This window comes from Stenotrophomonas sp. YJH_SMC_25, assembly GCF_059369595.1.
The window spans coordinates 158,220-174,038 of record NZ_JCAFSV010000004.1 but is presented as its reverse complement, the minus strand read 5'-3'; the positions used below and the strand labels follow the sequence as shown (position 1 = coordinate 174,038).

Here is a 15,819-nt window from a genome sequence, read left to right as displayed (position 1 = left end):
GATGAGAACCAGCAAGCGCGACCGCATCCTCGACGCCGCCGTCAACGTGATCAATCGTGATGGCGTGCGAGCGGTGACCTTCGAGTCGGTGGCGGCCGAGGCCAAGCTGACCCGCGGCGGCCTGCTGTACCACTTCCCGTCGCGCGAGGCGCTGCTGCGCGGCATCGACGAGCACCTGGTGCAGGCCTGGGAAACGTCGATGGAAACGCTGCTGGGCAAGCGCGCGGATGAAGCGACGGCACTGGAGCGCTACCAGACCTTCGTGCGTGTCTCGGCGCAGAGTGCCACCCGTGCCGAACTGATGTTCATGCTCGAATCGGCGGACCCGGACGCCGATGAGCGTCCGTGGGGACCGGCGGTGCGGCGTTGGGCGCCGCTGCCGCCGGAGGCGGGTGCAGCGGAAGACAGCGCCGCGCTCGACAATTTCGTGGCGCGACTGGCCGCCGATGGCCTGTGGATCTACGAGGCGATGTACGAAGGCCAGCTGGACGAAGGCGTGCGCGCCCGTGTTGCCGAGCGCATCGCCGGGTTGTTGGCGAAGTCTGACGGAACCTCCAGTTGAGCGGCCCGCCGGCGCGCAGACATCACCCGTGGTAGAGCCGACCGCTGGTCGGCTGCCCTTCGGTCAGGCCACGAAAATGCGCTTCGGTAGAGTCGACTGTCAGTCGACTGCCCTTCGGTCAGACAACGAAAACCCCGCGCTTCGCGCGCTGGTCGACTGACAGTCGACTCTACCCCTCGCGCGTCTGCCCAGCCTGGCCCCCAGCCGCTTGCGGAACGCCTTCGACAGCGAGAATGACGGAACGCCCAGTTGAGCGGCCAGCCGGCGCGCAGACATCGCCCGTGGTAGAGCCGCCCGCTGGTCGGCTGCCCTTCGGTCAGGCCACGAAAATGCGCTTCGGTAGAGTCGACTGTCAGTCGACTGCTCTTCAATCAGACAGCGAAAACCCGCGCTTCGCGCGCTAGTCGACTGACAGTCGACTCTACTCCTCGCGCGTCTGCCCAGCCTGCGCGGCGCTCGCGGCCAGCCACGCCCTCGGCGATGCTCCCAGCCGCTTGCGGAACGCCTTCGACAGGGAGGCGGTATCGGCAAACCCCAGCTCGATCGCCACTTGCTTGACCGCCACGCCTGCCCGCAGCTGCGCGCAGGCCAGGCTCAGCCGCCAGTCCAGCAGATAAGCGGCCGGCGTCGCCTGCATCACCTCCTTGAACACCGCCGCGAACGCGCTGCGTGACATGCCGGCAGTCGCAGCCATGCGCGGCAGCGTCCAATCGTCTTGCGGCGCCTGGTGCATCGCCACCAGCGTACGGGCCAGCCGCGCATCGGACAGCCCGCGCATCAGCCCATGGCTGACGCCCGCCGCATCCGGGTGGTCCACCACCCAGCGCAGGATCTGGATCAGCGCCACCTCGAACAGGCGGTTGGTCAGCAGCCGTGAACCGCAGCGCTGGCGATCGGCCTCGGCGAACAGCAGGTGCAGGGTGTCATCCAGTTCGCCGATCGCCGCCAGCGGCACCACCATCACCGGTGGCAGCGACTGCACGATCGGATTGCGCGCGCCGCCATCGAAGTCCAGCGTGGCGCAGATGAAATCCGGGCCATCCAGCGGTGCATTGAAGAACACATGGTGCAGCGGCTGCGGATACAGCAGCAGGCTGGGTGTGTCGATCTTCAACCGGGGCAGCGCGATATCGCCCCCGGGATGGCGGACCTCCATTTCACCCTGGCGCAGGATGTGCAGGAAGGCACGACCAGGCTGCGGCTCGAAGACGTGGCGTCCGCACAGCGGACCACTGTGGAACAGCGCGGCCTGCACCCGGAAGCGTTCCAACAGGGAGGAGAGGCGGTCGGGTGCGGAAGCGTCGGCGGACACGTTCATGGATGAATGGACAACATGTGTGGTTTATTGCGCCTGATTCGTCCGGGGAGTCTACCTAGGATGAGCGGGTCGTCCAATTCCGGGCGCTTTCCCAAGGAGATCCACCATGTCCCGTGTCCCCCTGATCGATGCCGCCAAAACCACCGCCGACCGTCAGGCCCTGCTGGGCCAGGTCCACGCCGCCTTCGGCGCCACCCCGGCCATGTTCCGTGCCGTGGCCAATTCGCCGGCCGCGCTGCAGAGCATGTGGGGTTCGTTCGGCGCGCTGGGCGGCGGTCGCCTGTCGCCGCTGCTGGGCGAGCAGATCGCCGTGGCCATTGCCAACCGCAATGCCTGCGAGTACTGCCTGGCCGCGCACACCGCGCTGGGCCGCAAGGCCGGCGCCAGCGGCGAGCAGATGGCCGCTGCGCAGATCGGCCAGTCCAACGACCCGGCTACCGCCGCTGCACTGGACTTCGCGCTGAAGGTAGTCGAGCAACGAGCGCAGATTGCCGATGGCGATGTGCAGGCGTTGCGTGCGGCTGGCTTCGATGATGAGCAGATCGTTGAGATCCTCGCCCACGTCGCGCTCAACCTGTTCACCAACTACGTCAACGTAGCGTTCGACGTCCCGGTGGACTTCCCGAAGGTCGCGCTGCGCTGAGATCTGGCCTGGCCCGGGTGGCAGTGGTCGCCCGGGCCGGTCTGAATGGAGCCGACCGGGTAGACGGGTAGAGTCGACTGTCAGTCGACTATCGCGCGCAGCGCGGGGTTTTCGGGGGGTCTGAACGAAGAGCAGTCGACTGACAGTCGACTCTACAACGCAGCGTTCGACGTGCCGGTGGACTTCCCGAAGGTGGCGCTGCGCTGAGATCTGGCCTGGCCCGGGTGGCAGTGGTCGCCCGGGCCGGTCTGAATGGAGCCGACCGGGTAGAGTCGACTGTCAGTCGACTATCGCGCGCAGCGCGGGGTTTTCGGGGGTCTGAACGAAGATCAGTCGACTGACAGTCGACTCTACAACGCAGCGTTACTTGCAGGTGGACTTCCCGAAGGTCGCGCTGCGCTGAGATTCGGTTCGGCCCGGGTGGCAGCGGGCCGCCCGGGCCGGTCTGAATGGAGCCGACCGGGTAGAGTCGACTGTCAGTCGACTATCGCGCGCAGCGCGGGGTTTTCGGGGGGGGCTGAACGAAGAGCAGTCGACTGACAGTCGACTCTACCCAGTCGACGACTACCCAGTCGATGCTACTTGTCGTCTGCCTGCAGCCGCTCGGGATGGGTATACACATTGAACCCGCTCTCCCGCGCGAACCCGACCAGGCACAGGCCGGCGCTGCGGGCCAGGTCGATCGCCAGCGCGGTCGGCGCCGAAACCGCCGCCAGCACGCTGGCTCCCGCACGCGCTGCCTTGCTCACCATTTCGTAGCTGGCGCGGCTGGAAATCACCAGCAACCCACCGTCGATGGCGTGCTCGTTGTGATGCAGGGCGCCGATCAGCTTGTCCAGTGCATTGTGGCGACCCACATCCTCGCGTACCCAACCGATGCGCCCACTGGCATCGGCCCAGGCCGCGGCGTGGATCGAACCGCTTGCCGCATTCATCGGCTGGTGCTGCGCCAAGGTCGCCACCGCCCGCTGCAGGGCGGCGGCGGAATAGCTGCGGCGTTCGCGGATCTGCGGGAGTGGGCGCAGCACTTCTTCCAGCTGGCGCGTGCCGCACAGGCCGCAGCCACCACGGCCGGGCAGCAGGCGCCCATTGGCGGGGTCCAGGTCGGCACCGGGTGCCTCCTCGGCCACGGTCATCTGCAGTTCGATGCCTTCCAGCTGTGGGCGGATGTCGATCGACAGCAGCTGCGAGGGCGTGGCAATCAGTCCCTCGCTGAGCGAGAACCCAAGCGCAAAGTCCTCCAGGTCGCAGGGCGTGGCCATCATCACCGCGAAGGCGGCGCCGTTGTAACGCAGCGCCACCGGCACTTCCTCGGCCACCACGTCGACCAGGGGCTGTCGCCCCTCGCTGCGCCAGCGCTGCAACGGGCGCTGGGCCGTGCCGGCAGGCGGGGCGTGCGGTGGGGTCGAATCAGGCATGCAGCGCGTCCGGACAAGGGAGATACGCAGGTGGTGGACCACCCACGCCATCGAGAATAGCGCAGTGGCCATGCGCTGACGCAGGTGTAACCGTTGTCATGGCAGGCTGCGCTGAAAACAGCGCGCACCCACTGGCGAAGCCGTGCAGGCCGTGTTTGACTGTGGGGCTGGCTGTGCGTCCGAAAGCGCCGCCGGACCGCGTTGTGCCCATTGTTGCCGCGTTCCTCCCGTCAGGTTCCCGAACATGTCCGAGCAGAAGCCGCCGCGTTACAAGCCCTACAACCAGCCCGCCGGTGGCTGGGGTGCCGCCGGAGCCACCGCCAAGGTGCTGCTGCAGCAGAGTGTGATCGGCAAGGGGTCGAAGGCGTTGCTGGCGATGAACCAGCCCGGTGGCTTCAAGTGCCCCAGCTGCGCGTTCCCCGATGCCGACGAACGCAAGAAGCTGGAGTTCTGCGAGAACGGCGCGAAGGCACTGGCCTGGGAAGCCACCCAGTTCCGTGCCGGTCGTGAGCTGTTCGCCCGGCATACCGTTACCGAGCTGATGGCGCAGACCGACTACTGGCTGGAGATGCAGGGCCGGTTGACCGAGCCGATGCGCTACGACGCGGCCACCGATCACTACGTGCCGTGCAGCTGGGACGATGCCTTCGCACTGATCGGCCGCCACCTGCAGGCGCTGGACAGCCCGCACCAGGCCGAGTTCTATACCTCCGGACGCACGCCCAACGAAGCGGCGTTCCTGTATTCGATCTTCGTGCGCGAGTTCGGCACCAATAATTTTCCGGACTGCTCGAACATGTGCCACGAGCCGACCAGCCGCGGCCTGCCGCCGGCCATCGGGGTGGGCAAGGGCACCATCGTGCTGCAGGACTTCGAGCATGCCGAGGCGATCTTCGTGATCGGCCAGAACACCGGCACCAATTCACCGCGGATGATGAGCAACCTGGTCGAGGCGCGCAAACGCGGCATTCCGATCGTGGCGGTCAACCCGATGCCCGAGCGCGCGCTGATCCGCTTCGCCGAGCCGCAGGACATGGTGCAGATGGCCACGTTCGGTTCGACCGAGATCACCAGCGAGTTCGTGCACATCCGCATCGGCGGCGACCTGGCCCTGATCAAGGGCATGATGAAGGTGATGTTCGAGCGCGAGGCGCAGGGTGAGCGTGTGCTCGACCATGCATTCCTCGCCGAACACACGGTGGGCCTGGAGGCGCTGCGCGAAGACGTGATGGCGCAGGACTGGGACCAGATCGTGCAGGTGTCCGGCATTTCGCAGGCGCAGATCCGTCGCTGTGCGGAGATCTACATCCGGTCCAACGCCACCGTGATCTGCTACGGCATGGGGCTGACCCAGCACCAGTACGGCTCGCGCCTGCTGCAGCAGGTCGCCAACCTGCTGTTGCTGCGTGGCAATTTCGGCAAGCCCGGTGCGGGTATCGGGCCGATCCGTGGCCATTCCAATGTGCAGGGTGACCGCACCGTCGGCATCGACGAGAAGCCCAAGCCGGCCTATCTGGACCGTGTGCAGCAGGTGTTCGGCTTCGATCCGCCGCGTGAGCACGGCCACCATGTGGTCGAATCCATCGAGGCGATGCTGGAGGGCAGTGCCAAGGTGTTCATCGGCCTGGGTGGCAACTTCATCCATGCGGTGCCCGATACGCCGCGTGCGTACGAAGCGATGCGCGGCCTGGACCTGACCGTGGGGATCGCCACCAAGCTCAACCGTGGGCACCTGGTTCATGGCCGCGATGCGCTGATCCTGCCGGTGGTGGCGCGCTCGGAGCGCATCTTCACGCCGGCCGGCGAGCAGTTCGTCACCATCGAAGACGCGATGTCCAATGTGACCGCCTCGCGCGGCGTGCTCGAACCGGTCAGCGCCGATGTGTTGCCCGAGGTCGAAATCGTCTGCCGCATGGCGCTGGCCACGCTGCCCGACAGCAGGGTTGACTGGGCCGGCTGCATGCACGACTACGCACCCATCCGCGAGCTGATTGCTGCGGTGTATCCGGAGATCTACACCGGCTTCAACGAGCGCATCCAGCAGCCACACGGTTTCCATCTGGACATTCCGCCGCGCCGCCGGGTGTGGCCCACGCCGAATGGCAAGGCCAACATCCTGGTGATGCCCGGCCTGGACGTGGACGATCCCGTACATGATCCGGACATGCTGCGGTTGGCCACGGTGCGCTCGCACGATCAGTACAACACCACCATCTACAGCTACAACGACCGCTACCGCGGCGTGTACAACGATCGCATGGTGCTGTTCATGAACATCGAGGACCGACTGGCACGCGGGCTGGAGAAGGAGGCGCTGGTCAGCCTGGAGACGATCAGCGGCGATGGTGTGCAGCGGCGCGTCGAGGGCCTGACGGTGCTGGACTACCCGATGCCGCGCGGCGCGCTGGCCGGCTACTACCCCGAACTGAACCCGTTGTTGCCGCTGGACTACTACGACCGCATCAGCGGCACGCCGGCGGCCAAGTCGATCCCGGTGCGGATGCGGGCGATGGCGGCGGTCGCCTAGCAGTGGATGAATCCAGTCCTATGGGCCTTCGGCATGTGGGTTGGGTTCATCCAGGGCAAAGGAGCAACGGAAATAGTTGGCCGTATCCCGCCAAGCGCCAACGATCGGTTCCTGGATCTGCGCCAGCAGTTCACGGGCCTTGACGGGATCATTGGCCTGGCAGGCGAAGTACGCGAATGATTGCAGGTTCCATGGCGAGGGATAACGTGACAGCACGTCTTCGAAGCCGCGTTTCATGGTCGGCCAGTTCACTTTCGACTCGGTGAACAAACGGTCCTCGTACTCCCGCTGCGAGGCGACCCAGTAGATACGGGCGTACAGCATGTATTGGTCCTGCGGTGGGGCCGCGGCCATGACCCTGCGAGCATAGGCTTCCAGGCCAGCCGGATCGCCGCCCCACTTCGGAGCGAAATAGCGCACGGCAGCAAAGTAGAGCGGGAAGTAGCCCGGATAGCGCGCGATGCCTTCGTCATGCAATGCGAAGAAGCGGTCTGCATCCCAACTCTGTTCGATCGCCCGGTGTTCCATCGACTCGTACCAGTACGGGTCCGTGCTGGCGATGTCCTTGTATTTCAGCAGGTAGTCAACGGCCTGCTGCTGCAGCGCCTTGAACGGTGCCCAGTCCTCTTCCTTCACCGTATTTGCATAGCCGGGGCCGCGGATGCTCCAGCCTTGGCGGCTGAGCATCTCAGCCATGGCCAGGCGCGCCGACGGCGACCTGGGGTAGCGCGAGATCCACGCCTGCACGAGCTTCTCGCGACCCTGCCAGTAGGCCGGGTCACGGTTCCTCATGCTGAAGACATAGCCGATGCCTACGTAGTACGCCGAAAGCTTCCAGACACCACTGCTGAAGTAGCGATCCGTATCCCGGTAACGACTGGCGAGTTGCTCCAGTCTGGCGAAATCCTGCTTCTCCAGCAGTTGCTGTGCCTGCCGGGAGACTTCAGCGCGTTCGCTTGCTTCATCTTCGCTTGGTTCTTCGGCGTGGGTGATGGTCGCGCACGACAACAGCAGCACCACAAGCAGTGTTCGCATGAATCCATTCATGAGGGAAACTCCGTGTCGGGGACAGGGGCAGGGGCGTGGCAATGCAGGGTGCCACGATTGCCATCACGCCATAGCAATGGGCATCGCGCAAGTCGGCCGCGTGGTTGTCAAGCTGTCAGGGTCGTTGCCACCCCACGTTCAGGGCGCCTGCATCGGCTATCATCGGCCGGTGAACCTGCCTGGCCTGCTGCTGCGATGGATGTTGCTTGTCGCCCTGGTGCTGAATGCATCGGCGCTGGCGCTCGCTGCGTCTCCGTACAGCGGCCCGTCCAGCCAGGAGCATTGCGCTGCACCGCACTCAGCCGCGATGGCTGCGGCCGGCTGCTGCGATGATGCGGCCCCGGCGGCCTGCCAGAGCGGTGAGTGCGAATGCCCGCCGGCCTGTCTTGGCATGCTGGCGACATTGAACGGAACACCGGCCTCGCCCTGGCGCGAGGCGCCTGTTCCGGCCAATACCCAGCAACGCGCACCGCCGCCGAGACTCGACCCGTTGCGGCCCCCCATCGCGTGATTTTCTGCAGGCCTCACGCGCCTGCCGTAGCTGCTCGACTTTTTCTCGACTCTGCCCGCGCCTTCGATGCGCGGGCGGCGGGCTACGTTGCCCGCCTCTGCAAAGGAATCACTCAATGAACCGTACTCTCTCCCTCGGCCTGCTGCTGGGCACCGTGCTGGCCACGACCGCCTGCGCTCGTGCCGCTGAAGAATCCTCCGCGGCACCCGTCGCCAGCGAGGCACCGGCACCGGCCCAAGCCAGCCCGGCCAAGATCGATCCAGCCTTGCCGGTCGCCATCGTGCACAAGACCGCCAGCTGCGGTTGCTGCGGCATCTGGGTCGACCACCTGAAGGCCGCCGGCTTCCAGGTCGATGTGCGCGACACCGATGACATGAACCCGATCAAGGTCCGCCTGGGCGTGCCGGTCGGCAAGGCGTCCTGCCATACCGCCGAGATCGGCGGTTACGTGGTCGAGGGTCACATCCCGGCCGAGGACATCAAGCGCCTGCTGGCCGAACGCCCGGCCGCGCGCGGGCTGGTGCTGCCCGGCATGCCGGCCGGTTCGCCGGGCATGGAAATGCCGGACGGCTACGTGCAGCCGTACACCGTCGAGCTGGTGCGCAACGATGGCATCACCGAACCGTTTGCCCAGCACCGGCAAGGTGGCTGACAGCCAGTGGTGGTGCCGGTCGGTCTGACCGGCACCTTTCCTCGCGGCCGACTTGCTCTTTGCAGAGTCGAGCCGTGCTCGACTGCTCTGCGGCTCCGTCGAGCAAGCTCGACGCTTCGGAATCAGCGGGTCCCGGCCGTTTCCCTGGCCAACTGCGCGTCGAACTTCTTCTCGGCCGCATCCGCGTAGGCGTTGCAGGTCAGTGCCTCGGCGCTGGCCTTGCTGCCGGCGGCATAGTTCCAGTTGCTGGCGCCCGGATGCGGGGTGAGCAGCAGATCGCAGGGCAGCGCCCGTACCGTTGCGAAGCTGCGCTTGTAGTCCTCGATCAAGCGCGGATAACGGGGATTGCCCTTCAGCTGGTAACCCGGTGCACTCAGGCTGTCGGCGTAGGCGATGCGCACCGGCTTCCCATCGCGGGTGTCGGTCCAAGTCCAGGCGGTGCTGCCCGGGGTGTGCCCCGGCATGAAGTGCGCGGTGAATGCGATGCCGCCCACCGTGACCACTTCGCCATCCATGATGATGCGGTCGGCGCTGGCCGGCGGATAGGTGATGCCGTCGCCAAAGTGCAGGTCGTTGCTGCCGCCGCGCGCCAGCAGCACCGCCGTTTCTGCATTGGCCGCCACATGCGCGCCGGTGCGACGCTTGAGCTCGGCGACCGGGCCGGCGTGGTCGGCATGCGCATGGCTGAGCAGGATCAATCGCAGGTCCTGCGGGGCCACGCCGCGCAGCTTCATGTTGTCCAGCAGGTGACCGGCCATCTGTGGCATGCCGCCATCCAGCAGTACTGCGCCCTCGGCGGTCTGCACCAGCAGCGCGGTCAGGTCCTCGGTGCCGATCTGCCAGGTGTGGTCGGCAACCTGCAGCGGCGCCATCGGCTGCAGCCAGGACGCATCCACGGTATAGGCCCGCAGTTGTGGCAGCGGTGCCTCGGCGGCGCTGGCGTGGACGGCCGGAAGAGCGACGGCCAGGGCGAAGGCGAGCAGGGTAAAACGCATGATCCAAGTCCGCTTGAAGGAGGCCCAGAAACTAGCATGGGCCTCCTTCATCGCGTCTCGCATAGATTTCATGGCTCCCATAAGGACGCCATGGATCAGTACCGGTACTGCCATCCCAGCGTCAGCACCCGGCCGCGGCCGGAGAAATAGCTCGGGTTCGACGGCGTGGTCTGCGAGTAGTAGCTGATGTACTGCCTGTCCGCCAGGTTCTGCACGCCCAGCGTGAAGGCATGCTTGTCCAGCGTATAGCGCGCGACCAGATCCACGGTGGTGTAACCCTTGAACTCGGCCACCTGCGCGCCACGCAGGTCGAAGTCGCGGTCGAAGGCGTGACTGGCCTGCAGGCGGGTGCTCAGCTGCGGCGTCCAGCTCTGTTCCCAGAACGCAGTCAGCCGGTTCGGCGCGATGTTCACACCAGCCAGGTCGCTGTCGAGGCGACCGTCAACGTCGGCGTCGTAGCGGCCGTTGGCGCGTGCATAGCCCAGTCCGAGGCGGCTATTGCCCAACCGCAGGCGAAGGTTGCTTTCAAAGCCTTCCACGCGGGTGGCCTGGCGCTGCACCGCATAGGCATCGATGCCCGGATCGTAGATCAGCACCGAGCCCAGCTTGGATTCGGAGGTGTAGTAGGCAATGTCACCGCTGAAGCGGCCATCGTCGTACTCCAGGCCGATCTCGCGGTTGTCCGACACCACCGGTGACAGGTCGACGAGGCTGTCCACGCGTTGTCCGTCGCGGTTGATCGCGCGCAGCACGCGGCCGACGTCGGCCACGGTGTAGCCTTCCGAATACGAGGCGTAGGCGTTGAGGCGATCGTTGATGTACCAGACCGCGCCGAAGTTGGGCAGGGTCTCGCTCATGGTCGGCTTGCCGCCGGCCACCTTGCGTGCGCCGTAGCGGGGCAGGGTGGTGTAGTCACCCACTTCCAGCTCGCCCTTTTCGTAACGCAGGCCGCCGGACAGCATCAGGTGATCGGTCGGCCACCAGTGCAGCTGCAGCAGCGGTGACAGGCTCTGGTAGGTGGTCTGCGGCACCCAGTTCATGCCACTGGCCAGCAGCACCTGGTGGGTGCGGTCGCGCAGGCCGTCCAGGCCCAGGGTCACGTCCAGCGTGGTGTCGGCGATGCGGCTCCAGCTCTGGGTCAGCTTGAAGCCGCGCTTGTCCGATTCGTTCTGGGTCTGGTCCCAGGCGGCATTGGCGCCGGTGTTGCCCCAAGGATCCCATTGGCTGGCACCGTAGCGGCCTTCGAAATCGACCGCGAAGGCCTGCGCCTGGAAACGGCCGCCGAGCAGGTCGGCGGCGCTGTAGTCCACCGTCAGCGAACGCGAGCGGTTCATCGGCGGATCGAGCGGCGTATCGCCCGGGACCGAAATGGTCGGGCGACCGGTCCGGTAGTCACCGTTGATGGCCAGGTAGTTGTCCAGCCCGCGCAGTTCATAGCGGTTGGCCATGACCTGCAGGCGGTGGCCGTCGGCAATGTTCCAGCCCAGCTTGGCGAATACGTTCGATGAGGTCGAGTCCATCAGCTCGCCCTGCGCGTTGGTGCCGATCGATCGGCCCTCGCCGTCGTGGTACAGGCCCTGCTTCTCATAGGCCAGGCCGGCGACCAGGTCGAACTGCTCGCCGCGCACGCCCACCAGGGCCGAGCCGCGCTGGCCATTGTCGTCGTGGCGGCTGGGCAGGGCAGCGCTGTAGCTGACGCTGGTGTCGAGCAGGAACGCGCCCGGCTCACTGGGCGCACTGCGGGTGATGATGTTGACGATGCCGCCGGTACCGCCGATGCCCTGTAGCGCGTTGGCACCGTGGATGACCTCGATGCGTTCGATCATCGCCGGGTCGATGGTGTGCGAATCACGCGAGCCATCTCGCAGTGGCGTGGACTGCGGCACGCCGTCGACCATGTACAGGATGCCGCGGCCGCGCATGGTTTCGCCGTAGTTGGACATCTTCTCGCGCGCCGGGGCAAACGCCGGGATCTGCGACGACAGCACCCGCGACACATCCGAGCCCAATGCCAGCTGCTGGGCGATGTCCTCGCGGGTCAGCACCGTGATGGTATTGGGCATGGCGGTCTCGCCCTGCGGCATGCGCGCGGTCGAGGCCGAGACCGTGACGCGGGCCAGCGACGTCGTCGAGGCGGATGACGGCGCCGATGATGCGGCCCGGGCCGGGATGCGCGGCTTCGCCGGCGCTGGCGCGGCACTCACCACGAACACCCCTGGCGAACGTTCCTGCATCGCCAGGCCTTGGCCTGCCAGCAGCCGCTGCAGGGCCTCACGCGGGGTGTAGCGGCCATCAACAGCCGGGGCGCTGCGGCCGCTCACGCTGTCGGCGGCGAACAGCAGCTGGATGCCACTCTGCCGCGCCAGCGCAGTGAGCGAGGCCTGCAACGGGCCGGCCGGCAGGTGCAGCTCGACGGGCGCGGATGCAGCGGTCTGCGCCGTGGCGGGCAGGGCCGCACAGAGGCAGGCAGCGAGCAGGGTGGGGGCCAGCCGGCGCAGGGCGGCTGGCGGAACAGGGCGGGTCATGCGGGGGTCCTTCGGAAGGGTTCAAGCACTTGCCGGATGGGACGGCGCGCAACCCACCCTCGGTGTGGCATTCAATCGCGGGCGCGCAGATGCAGGCTGCCATCGGAAGCGGTGTGCACCTGTACCGGCAGGATCTCGGGCAGCAGCGCGAGTACAGTCTCGGCGCGGTCGGCATCGAAGACGCCTGACACCTGCAGCGGCCCCAGTACCGGGTCGTCCAGCACGATGGGACGGTCGTGATAGCGCTGCAGGATGCGCAGCACCTCGGCCAACGGCATGCGGTCGAATTGCAGCCGTCCACGGGTCCAGTCGGCTCGATCCGGGTCCACCGCTTCCGGCGGAGACAACGATCCTGGCTGGGCCAGCACGCGCTGCCCCGGCTTCAGGCGCTGCTCTGCGCCCCCGCCATCCACACGCACGCCCACCTCGCCGCGCCACAGGGTTACCTCGCTGAGGCTACCCTGCCGGTCAACGTCGAACACCGTGCCATAGTTGCGCACATGCACCGCCCCGGCCTCGACCTCGAACGGGCGCCAGGTCGAGTGCTGCACCTGGAAACGGGCCTGGCCCTGCACCAGCACCACCTGCCGCGAGCGGATGTGCCTGCGAACCTGCAGATGGGTACCGGCGTCGAGCAGCAGATGGCTGCCATCGGGCAGGCGGATGCCGCGGCGTTCGCCCACCGCGCTCCGATAGTCGTGCACCTGCCATGCCGGGTCGGCAATGAACACGCCCGTGGCCGTGATCAGCAGCAGCGGCAGGACGATCTTCGCCGCACGCCCACCGCGACGACGCTGCAACGCATCCGCGCTGGGCATGGGGAAGCGTTCCTTCAGGGCATCGCGATGCTGGTCCAGCACCTGGTCGATGGTTGCGGGTTGGACCGGCGGTTGCGGTGGGGACGGCGGCGGTTGTGGGCTCATCGCAGGCCAGCCGACCGTTGGCAATCGGCCATGGCCAGGCGCAGGTGGCGCTCCACCGCCTTCTGGCCGATACCCATGCGGCGGGCAACCTCAGCCTGTGGCAGTTCGTGGATCTTGTGCAGGATGAAGATCTGCTGGCGGCGGCAGGGCATGCGTTCGATGGTGGCGCCCAGTCGTTGCAGTGCCTGCTGTCCCTGCGCCTGCTGCTCAGGCCCGGGGCGCGGGCAGGCGTCATCGGGCAGCTCGGCACGCGCTTCCACCCAGTGCCGGCGCAGATCCTCGGCGCGGCAGCGATCCACCGCCGTATCGTGCGCGATCCGCCGCAGCAGCGCGATGGGTTGCCGTGCATCGTAGGCGGCCGGGCGTTCCAGCAGGCGCACGCAGACATCGTGCACCACCTCACGAGCCAACCCCGGCGAGCGGAAACGGCGGCGCAGGTACTCCACCAGTTCCTCGTAATGGCGCACCAGCGAGGACATCAGCGGCAGCGCGGGAGGGGGTGGGGAAGGCAGCTGGGACATCCGGACCGGAAGCAAGGGCAAGGGGCGCGCGCGGGGGAGGGCATCCCTGCGCGATGACGCAATACTAATGGGAACCGTTCGCGTTTGCCATGTGGGGCGCGGGTCGGGGATTGTTCGTCGGAACTGGAAAGTGAAACCACGATCATCGTCTGGAGCGCAGAATCGGCCGCGGCTAGCCTGCAAGCAGGCTCAAGGAGATGGACCATGCACGTGCTTCTGGTGATGGTGGGTGGGGTGTTGTTGTTGGGGGTATTCCTGCTCTTCGGGCGGCTGTGGAGCGTAGGCCAGTCACAGCTGCCCACGGCGCTGCTCGCGTTCATCGCCACCTGGCTGCTGGTGACGCTGGCCAACATGTGGGTGGGCGTGAGCAAGGCCGGTTACGCCGTGCGGGAAGAACTGCCGATCCTGCTGCTGGTGTTCGCGCTGCCGGCCCTGCTGGCTGGACTGCTGTACTGGCGCCTGGCGCGCTGAAGGACGGCCATGAGCACACGACTGAGACCGCCTGCCCTGCGCCAGCGCGATGGCCACCACGCCCGCGTGACTTACGAAGAGCTGTTCTTTGATCTGGTCTACGTCTTTGCGGTTACCCAGCTCAGCCACCATCTGCTGCATCACCTGGACCTGGTCGGGGTGATGCAGACGCTGGTGCTGTGGTTCGCGGTCTGGCTGGGCTGGCAGTACGCCTGCTGGGTCAGCAACTGGTTCGATCCCGAGGCGCCACGCATCCGCAGCCTGCTGTTCGTCACCATGTTGCTGGCGCTGTTGATGTCCTCGTCCATTCCCGAGGCCTTCGCTGAACGCGCCTGGGTCTTCGCGGGGGCGTACGCCACCATGCAGGTCGGGCGCACGGTGTTCGTGCTGCTGGAGGTCGGTCGCAGGCATCCGTTGGCGCCCAATTTCCGACGCATGCTGGCGTGGGTGAGCGTGTCGGCCTGCTTCTGGCTGGCGGGCGCCGCCGCCGAGGGCAATCTGCGTCTGGCGTTGTGGGCGGTGGCGGTGGCCTGCGAATACATTTCGCCGATGTTCGGTTTCGCGTTTCCTGGCCTGGGCCGGTCGCACACCCGCGAGTGGACCATCGAAGGCGGGCACCTGGCCGAGCGTTGCCAGCTGTTCGTCATCGTCGCACTCGGCGAGACGCTGCTGGCTACCGGTGGCGTGCTCAGCGAGGTCGAGCAGTGGAGTGCTGCGGTGGTGTCTGCGGTGCTGGCCACCTTTGCCGGCACCATCGCCATGTGGTGGTTGTATTTCGGCATCTCCAGCCGCGATGCCACCGCGGCGATCACCCATTCCGAGGACCCCGGGCGGATGGGGGCCAACTTCCACTACGTGCATGCGCTGCTGATCGCCGGCATCATCGCCACCGCGGTCGGCAATGATCTGGTCATGGACCATCCTGGCGCAGCGGTGACCCCGGTCTACGCCACGGTGCTGGTAGCGGGGCCGTTGATCTATCTGCTGGGCAGCGCCTTGTACAAGCGCATTGTGTACGGGCGCGCCCCGTATTCGCATCTGATCGGTGCCGTGGCGCTGGTCGTGTTGGGCGTGGTCTTGCCGCACACCCATCTGCTGGCCGCTGGCTGGTTGACCAGTGCGGTGCTGCTGGCCGTGGGGTTGATGGATACGCGGTTGAAGCGTCGCCTGAAGCGGGCGTGATCCGCACGCGTCGCTGCCGTGCTTGCGCGGGCGGGCAATGGGAGTAGCGTGGGCAGTGGGTGCTCTGGGAACCGGGAGTGGCGCAGCATGCAGAACGTTCCGCAGTGGCTGGTCTGGGCCGGCCTGTCAGCCTGTTTCGCCGCGCTGACCGCGCTGTTCGCCAAGGTGGGCGTCAAGGGCGTCGACTCGGATCTGGCCATGGCCATCCGCACCCTGGTGGTGGCGGCGGTGATCCTGCCGCTGGTGGTGGTCACCGGCAAGTGGTCCAATCCGTTGCTGCTGCCCGGGCGCACGCAGCTGTTCCTGGTGCTGTCGGCGCTGGCCACGGGTGCGTCGTGGCTGTTCTACTTCCGCGCGCTGCAGAGTGGTGAGCTGGCCAAGGTGGCAGTGGTCGACAAATTCAGCGTGGGGCTGGTGATCGTGCTCGCCTATCTGTTGCTGGGTGAACGTCCGACCCTGCGGGAATGGAGCGGCATCGGCCTGGTGCTGGCCGGGGTGATCGTACTGGCGACGAAGAAGTAGCA

At 66.7% G+C, this 15,819-nt stretch carries 15 protein-coding genes; 8 read left to right on the top strand and 7 right to left on the bottom strand.

Features of this window, described 5'->3' with window-relative positions; translation table 11 throughout:
- The first annotated feature begins 1 nt into the window (after nucleotide 1).
- Nucleotides 2-562: a TetR/AcrR family transcriptional regulator gene (locus AC5P7E_RS07370; RefSeq protein WP_099523638.1), complete on the top strand. Its 561-nt coding sequence runs from the start codon at nucleotides 2-4 to the stop codon at nucleotides 560-562.
- Between the two features lie 421 nt (nucleotides 563-983).
- On the opposite strand, the gene AC5P7E_RS07365 is transcribed toward AC5P7E_RS07370, so the two are convergent.
- Entirely contained in the window at nucleotides 984-1,880 is an 897-nt protein-coding gene (locus AC5P7E_RS07365; RefSeq protein WP_111118285.1) for an AraC family transcriptional regulator, read from the bottom strand.
- Between the two features lie 106 nt (nucleotides 1,881-1,986).
- Between AC5P7E_RS07365 and AC5P7E_RS07360 the strand changes: the two genes are divergently transcribed.
- Nucleotides 1,987-2,523, top strand: a complete 537-nt coding sequence (locus tag AC5P7E_RS07360; protein ID WP_099524598.1) for a carboxymuconolactone decarboxylase family protein — start codon at nucleotides 1,987-1,989, stop codon at nucleotides 2,521-2,523.
- Nucleotides 2,524-3,101: 578 nt separating this feature from the next.
- On the opposite strand, the gene fdhD is transcribed toward AC5P7E_RS07360, so the two are convergent.
- Entirely contained in the window at nucleotides 3,102-3,941 is an 840-nt protein-coding gene (fdhD, locus tag AC5P7E_RS07355) for a formate dehydrogenase accessory sulfurtransferase FdhD (protein WP_049469569.1), read from the bottom strand.
- Nucleotides 3,942-4,185: 244 nt separating this feature from the next.
- Between fdhD and AC5P7E_RS07350 the strand changes: the two genes are divergently transcribed.
- A complete protein-coding gene (locus tag AC5P7E_RS07350; RefSeq protein WP_049469567.1) occupies nucleotides 4,186-6,468 on the top strand; it encodes an FdhF/YdeP family oxidoreductase in 2,283 nt (760 codons plus the stop codon).
- 18 nt (nucleotides 6,469-6,486) lie between these two features.
- Here AC5P7E_RS07350 and AC5P7E_RS07345 read toward each other — a convergent pair whose 3' ends face one another.
- Complete coding sequence (locus AC5P7E_RS07345; protein ID WP_231098236.1) at nucleotides 6,487-7,488, bottom strand: DUF4034 domain-containing protein; 1,002 nt, start codon at nucleotides 7,486-7,488, stop codon at nucleotides 6,487-6,489.
- Between the two features lie 103 nt (nucleotides 7,489-7,591).
- On the opposite strand from AC5P7E_RS07345, the gene AC5P7E_RS07340 reads away from it, so the two are divergent.
- Both AC5P7E_RS07340 and AC5P7E_RS07335 read left to right on the top strand, forming a co-directional pair.
- Nucleotides 7,592-8,026 (top strand): hypothetical protein, encoded by a 435-nt coding sequence (locus AC5P7E_RS07340; protein ID WP_223846414.1) that lies wholly within the window; start codon nucleotides 7,592-7,594, stop codon nucleotides 8,024-8,026.
- 115 nt (nucleotides 8,027-8,141) lie between these two features.
- Nucleotides 8,142-8,678 (top strand): DUF411 domain-containing protein, encoded by a 537-nt coding sequence (locus AC5P7E_RS07335; protein ID WP_114618350.1) that lies wholly within the window; start codon nucleotides 8,142-8,144, stop codon nucleotides 8,676-8,678.
- A gap of 122 nt (nucleotides 8,679-8,800) precedes the next feature.
- Here AC5P7E_RS07335 and blaL1 read toward each other — a convergent pair whose 3' ends face one another.
- The 4 genes from blaL1 to AC5P7E_RS07315 all read right to left on the bottom strand — a co-directional run bounded on the left by blaL1 (nucleotide 8,801) and on the right by AC5P7E_RS07315 (nucleotide 13,642).
- Nucleotides 8,801-9,673, bottom strand: coding sequence for a L1 family subclass B3 metallo-beta-lactamase (blaL1, locus tag AC5P7E_RS07330; RefSeq protein WP_043033597.1), 873 nt, complete (start codon nucleotides 9,671-9,673; stop codon nucleotides 8,801-8,803).
- 95 nt (nucleotides 9,674-9,768) lie between these two features.
- Nucleotides 9,769-12,198 carry a TonB-dependent receptor gene (locus AC5P7E_RS07325; RefSeq protein WP_114618351.1) on the bottom strand — a complete coding sequence of 810 codons (2,430 nt, stop codon included), beginning with the start codon at nucleotides 12,196-12,198 and terminating at the stop codon, nucleotides 9,769-9,771.
- A gap of 71 nt (nucleotides 12,199-12,269) precedes the next feature.
- Nucleotides 12,270-13,121, bottom strand: a complete 852-nt coding sequence (locus tag AC5P7E_RS07320; protein WP_024956545.1) for a FecR family protein — start codon at nucleotides 13,119-13,121, stop codon at nucleotides 12,270-12,272.
- The gene (locus AC5P7E_RS07315; RefSeq protein WP_495222832.1) at nucleotides 13,118-13,642 is read right to left on the bottom strand and encodes an RNA polymerase sigma factor; all 525 of its coding nucleotides are present in this window, start codon (nucleotides 13,640-13,642) and stop codon (nucleotides 13,118-13,120) included. Before AC5P7E_RS07315 ends, AC5P7E_RS07320 begins: the two co-directional genes overlap by 4 nt.
- 204 nt (nucleotides 13,643-13,846) lie before the next feature.
- Here AC5P7E_RS07315 and AC5P7E_RS07310 point away from each other — a divergent pair, with 204 nt between their 5' ends.
- The 3 genes from AC5P7E_RS07310 (at nucleotide 13,847) to AC5P7E_RS07300 (ending at nucleotide 15,817) form a co-directional block, all read left to right on the top strand.
- Complete coding sequence (locus AC5P7E_RS07310; protein WP_005413581.1) at nucleotides 13,847-14,113, top strand: hypothetical protein; 267 nt, start codon at nucleotides 13,847-13,849, stop codon at nucleotides 14,111-14,113.
- A 9-nt stretch (nucleotides 14,114-14,122) separates the two neighbouring features.
- On the top strand, nucleotides 14,123-15,295 hold the full coding sequence (locus tag AC5P7E_RS07305) for a low temperature requirement protein A (protein ID WP_114618352.1): 1,173 nt from the start codon (nucleotides 14,123-14,125) through the stop codon (nucleotides 15,293-15,295).
- An 87-nt stretch (nucleotides 15,296-15,382) separates the two neighbouring features.
- Nucleotides 15,383-15,817 carry an EamA family transporter gene (locus AC5P7E_RS07300; protein ID WP_012480385.1) on the top strand — a complete coding sequence of 145 codons (435 nt, stop codon included), beginning with the start codon at nucleotides 15,383-15,385 and terminating at the stop codon, nucleotides 15,815-15,817.
- The last annotated feature ends 2 nt before the right edge of the window (nucleotides 15,818-15,819 follow it).

Excerpts from the sequence above, each read along its gene's own strand:
- AC5P7E_RS07370 (WP_099523638.1), top strand. The coding sequence starts at position 2 with ATGAGAACCAGCAAGCGCGACCGCATCCTCGACGCCGCCGTCAACGTG.
- AC5P7E_RS07365 (WP_111118285.1), bottom strand. The coding sequence starts at position 1,880 with ATGAACGTGTCCGCCGACGCTTCCGCACCCGACCGCCTCTCCTCCCTG.
- AC5P7E_RS07360 (WP_099524598.1), top strand. The coding sequence starts at position 1,987 with ATGTCCCGTGTCCCCCTGATCGATGCCGCCAAAACCACCGCCGACCGT.
- fdhD (WP_049469569.1), bottom strand. The coding sequence starts at position 3,941 with ATGCCTGATTCGACCCCACCGCACGCCCCGCCTGCCGGCACGGCCCAG.
- AC5P7E_RS07350 (WP_049469567.1), top strand. The coding sequence starts at position 4,186 with ATGTCCGAGCAGAAGCCGCCGCGTTACAAGCCCTACAACCAGCCCGCC.
- AC5P7E_RS07340 (WP_223846414.1), top strand. The coding sequence starts at position 7,592 with ATGGGCATCGCGCAAGTCGGCCGCGTGGTTGTCAAGCTGTCAGGGTCG.
- AC5P7E_RS07335 (WP_114618350.1), top strand. The coding sequence starts at position 8,142 with ATGAACCGTACTCTCTCCCTCGGCCTGCTGCTGGGCACCGTGCTGGCC.
- blaL1 (WP_043033597.1), bottom strand. The coding sequence starts at position 9,673 with ATGCGTTTTACCCTGCTCGCCTTCGCCCTGGCCGTCGCTCTTCCGGCC.
- AC5P7E_RS07325 (WP_114618351.1), bottom strand. The coding sequence starts at position 12,198 with ATGACCCGCCCTGTTCCGCCAGCCGCCCTGCGCCGGCTGGCCCCCACC.
- AC5P7E_RS07320 (WP_024956545.1), bottom strand. The coding sequence starts at position 13,121 with ATGAGCCCACAACCGCCGCCGTCCCCACCGCAACCGCCGGTCCAACCC.
- AC5P7E_RS07315 (WP_495222832.1), bottom strand. The coding sequence starts at position 13,642 with ATGTCCCAGCTGCCTTCCCCACCCCCTCCCGCGCTGCCGCTGATGTCC.
- AC5P7E_RS07310 (WP_005413581.1), top strand. The coding sequence starts at position 13,847 with ATGCACGTGCTTCTGGTGATGGTGGGTGGGGTGTTGTTGTTGGGGGTA.
- AC5P7E_RS07305 (WP_114618352.1), top strand. The coding sequence starts at position 14,123 with ATGAGCACACGACTGAGACCGCCTGCCCTGCGCCAGCGCGATGGCCAC.
- AC5P7E_RS07300 (WP_012480385.1), top strand. The coding sequence starts at position 15,383 with ATGCAGAACGTTCCGCAGTGGCTGGTCTGGGCCGGCCTGTCAGCCTGT.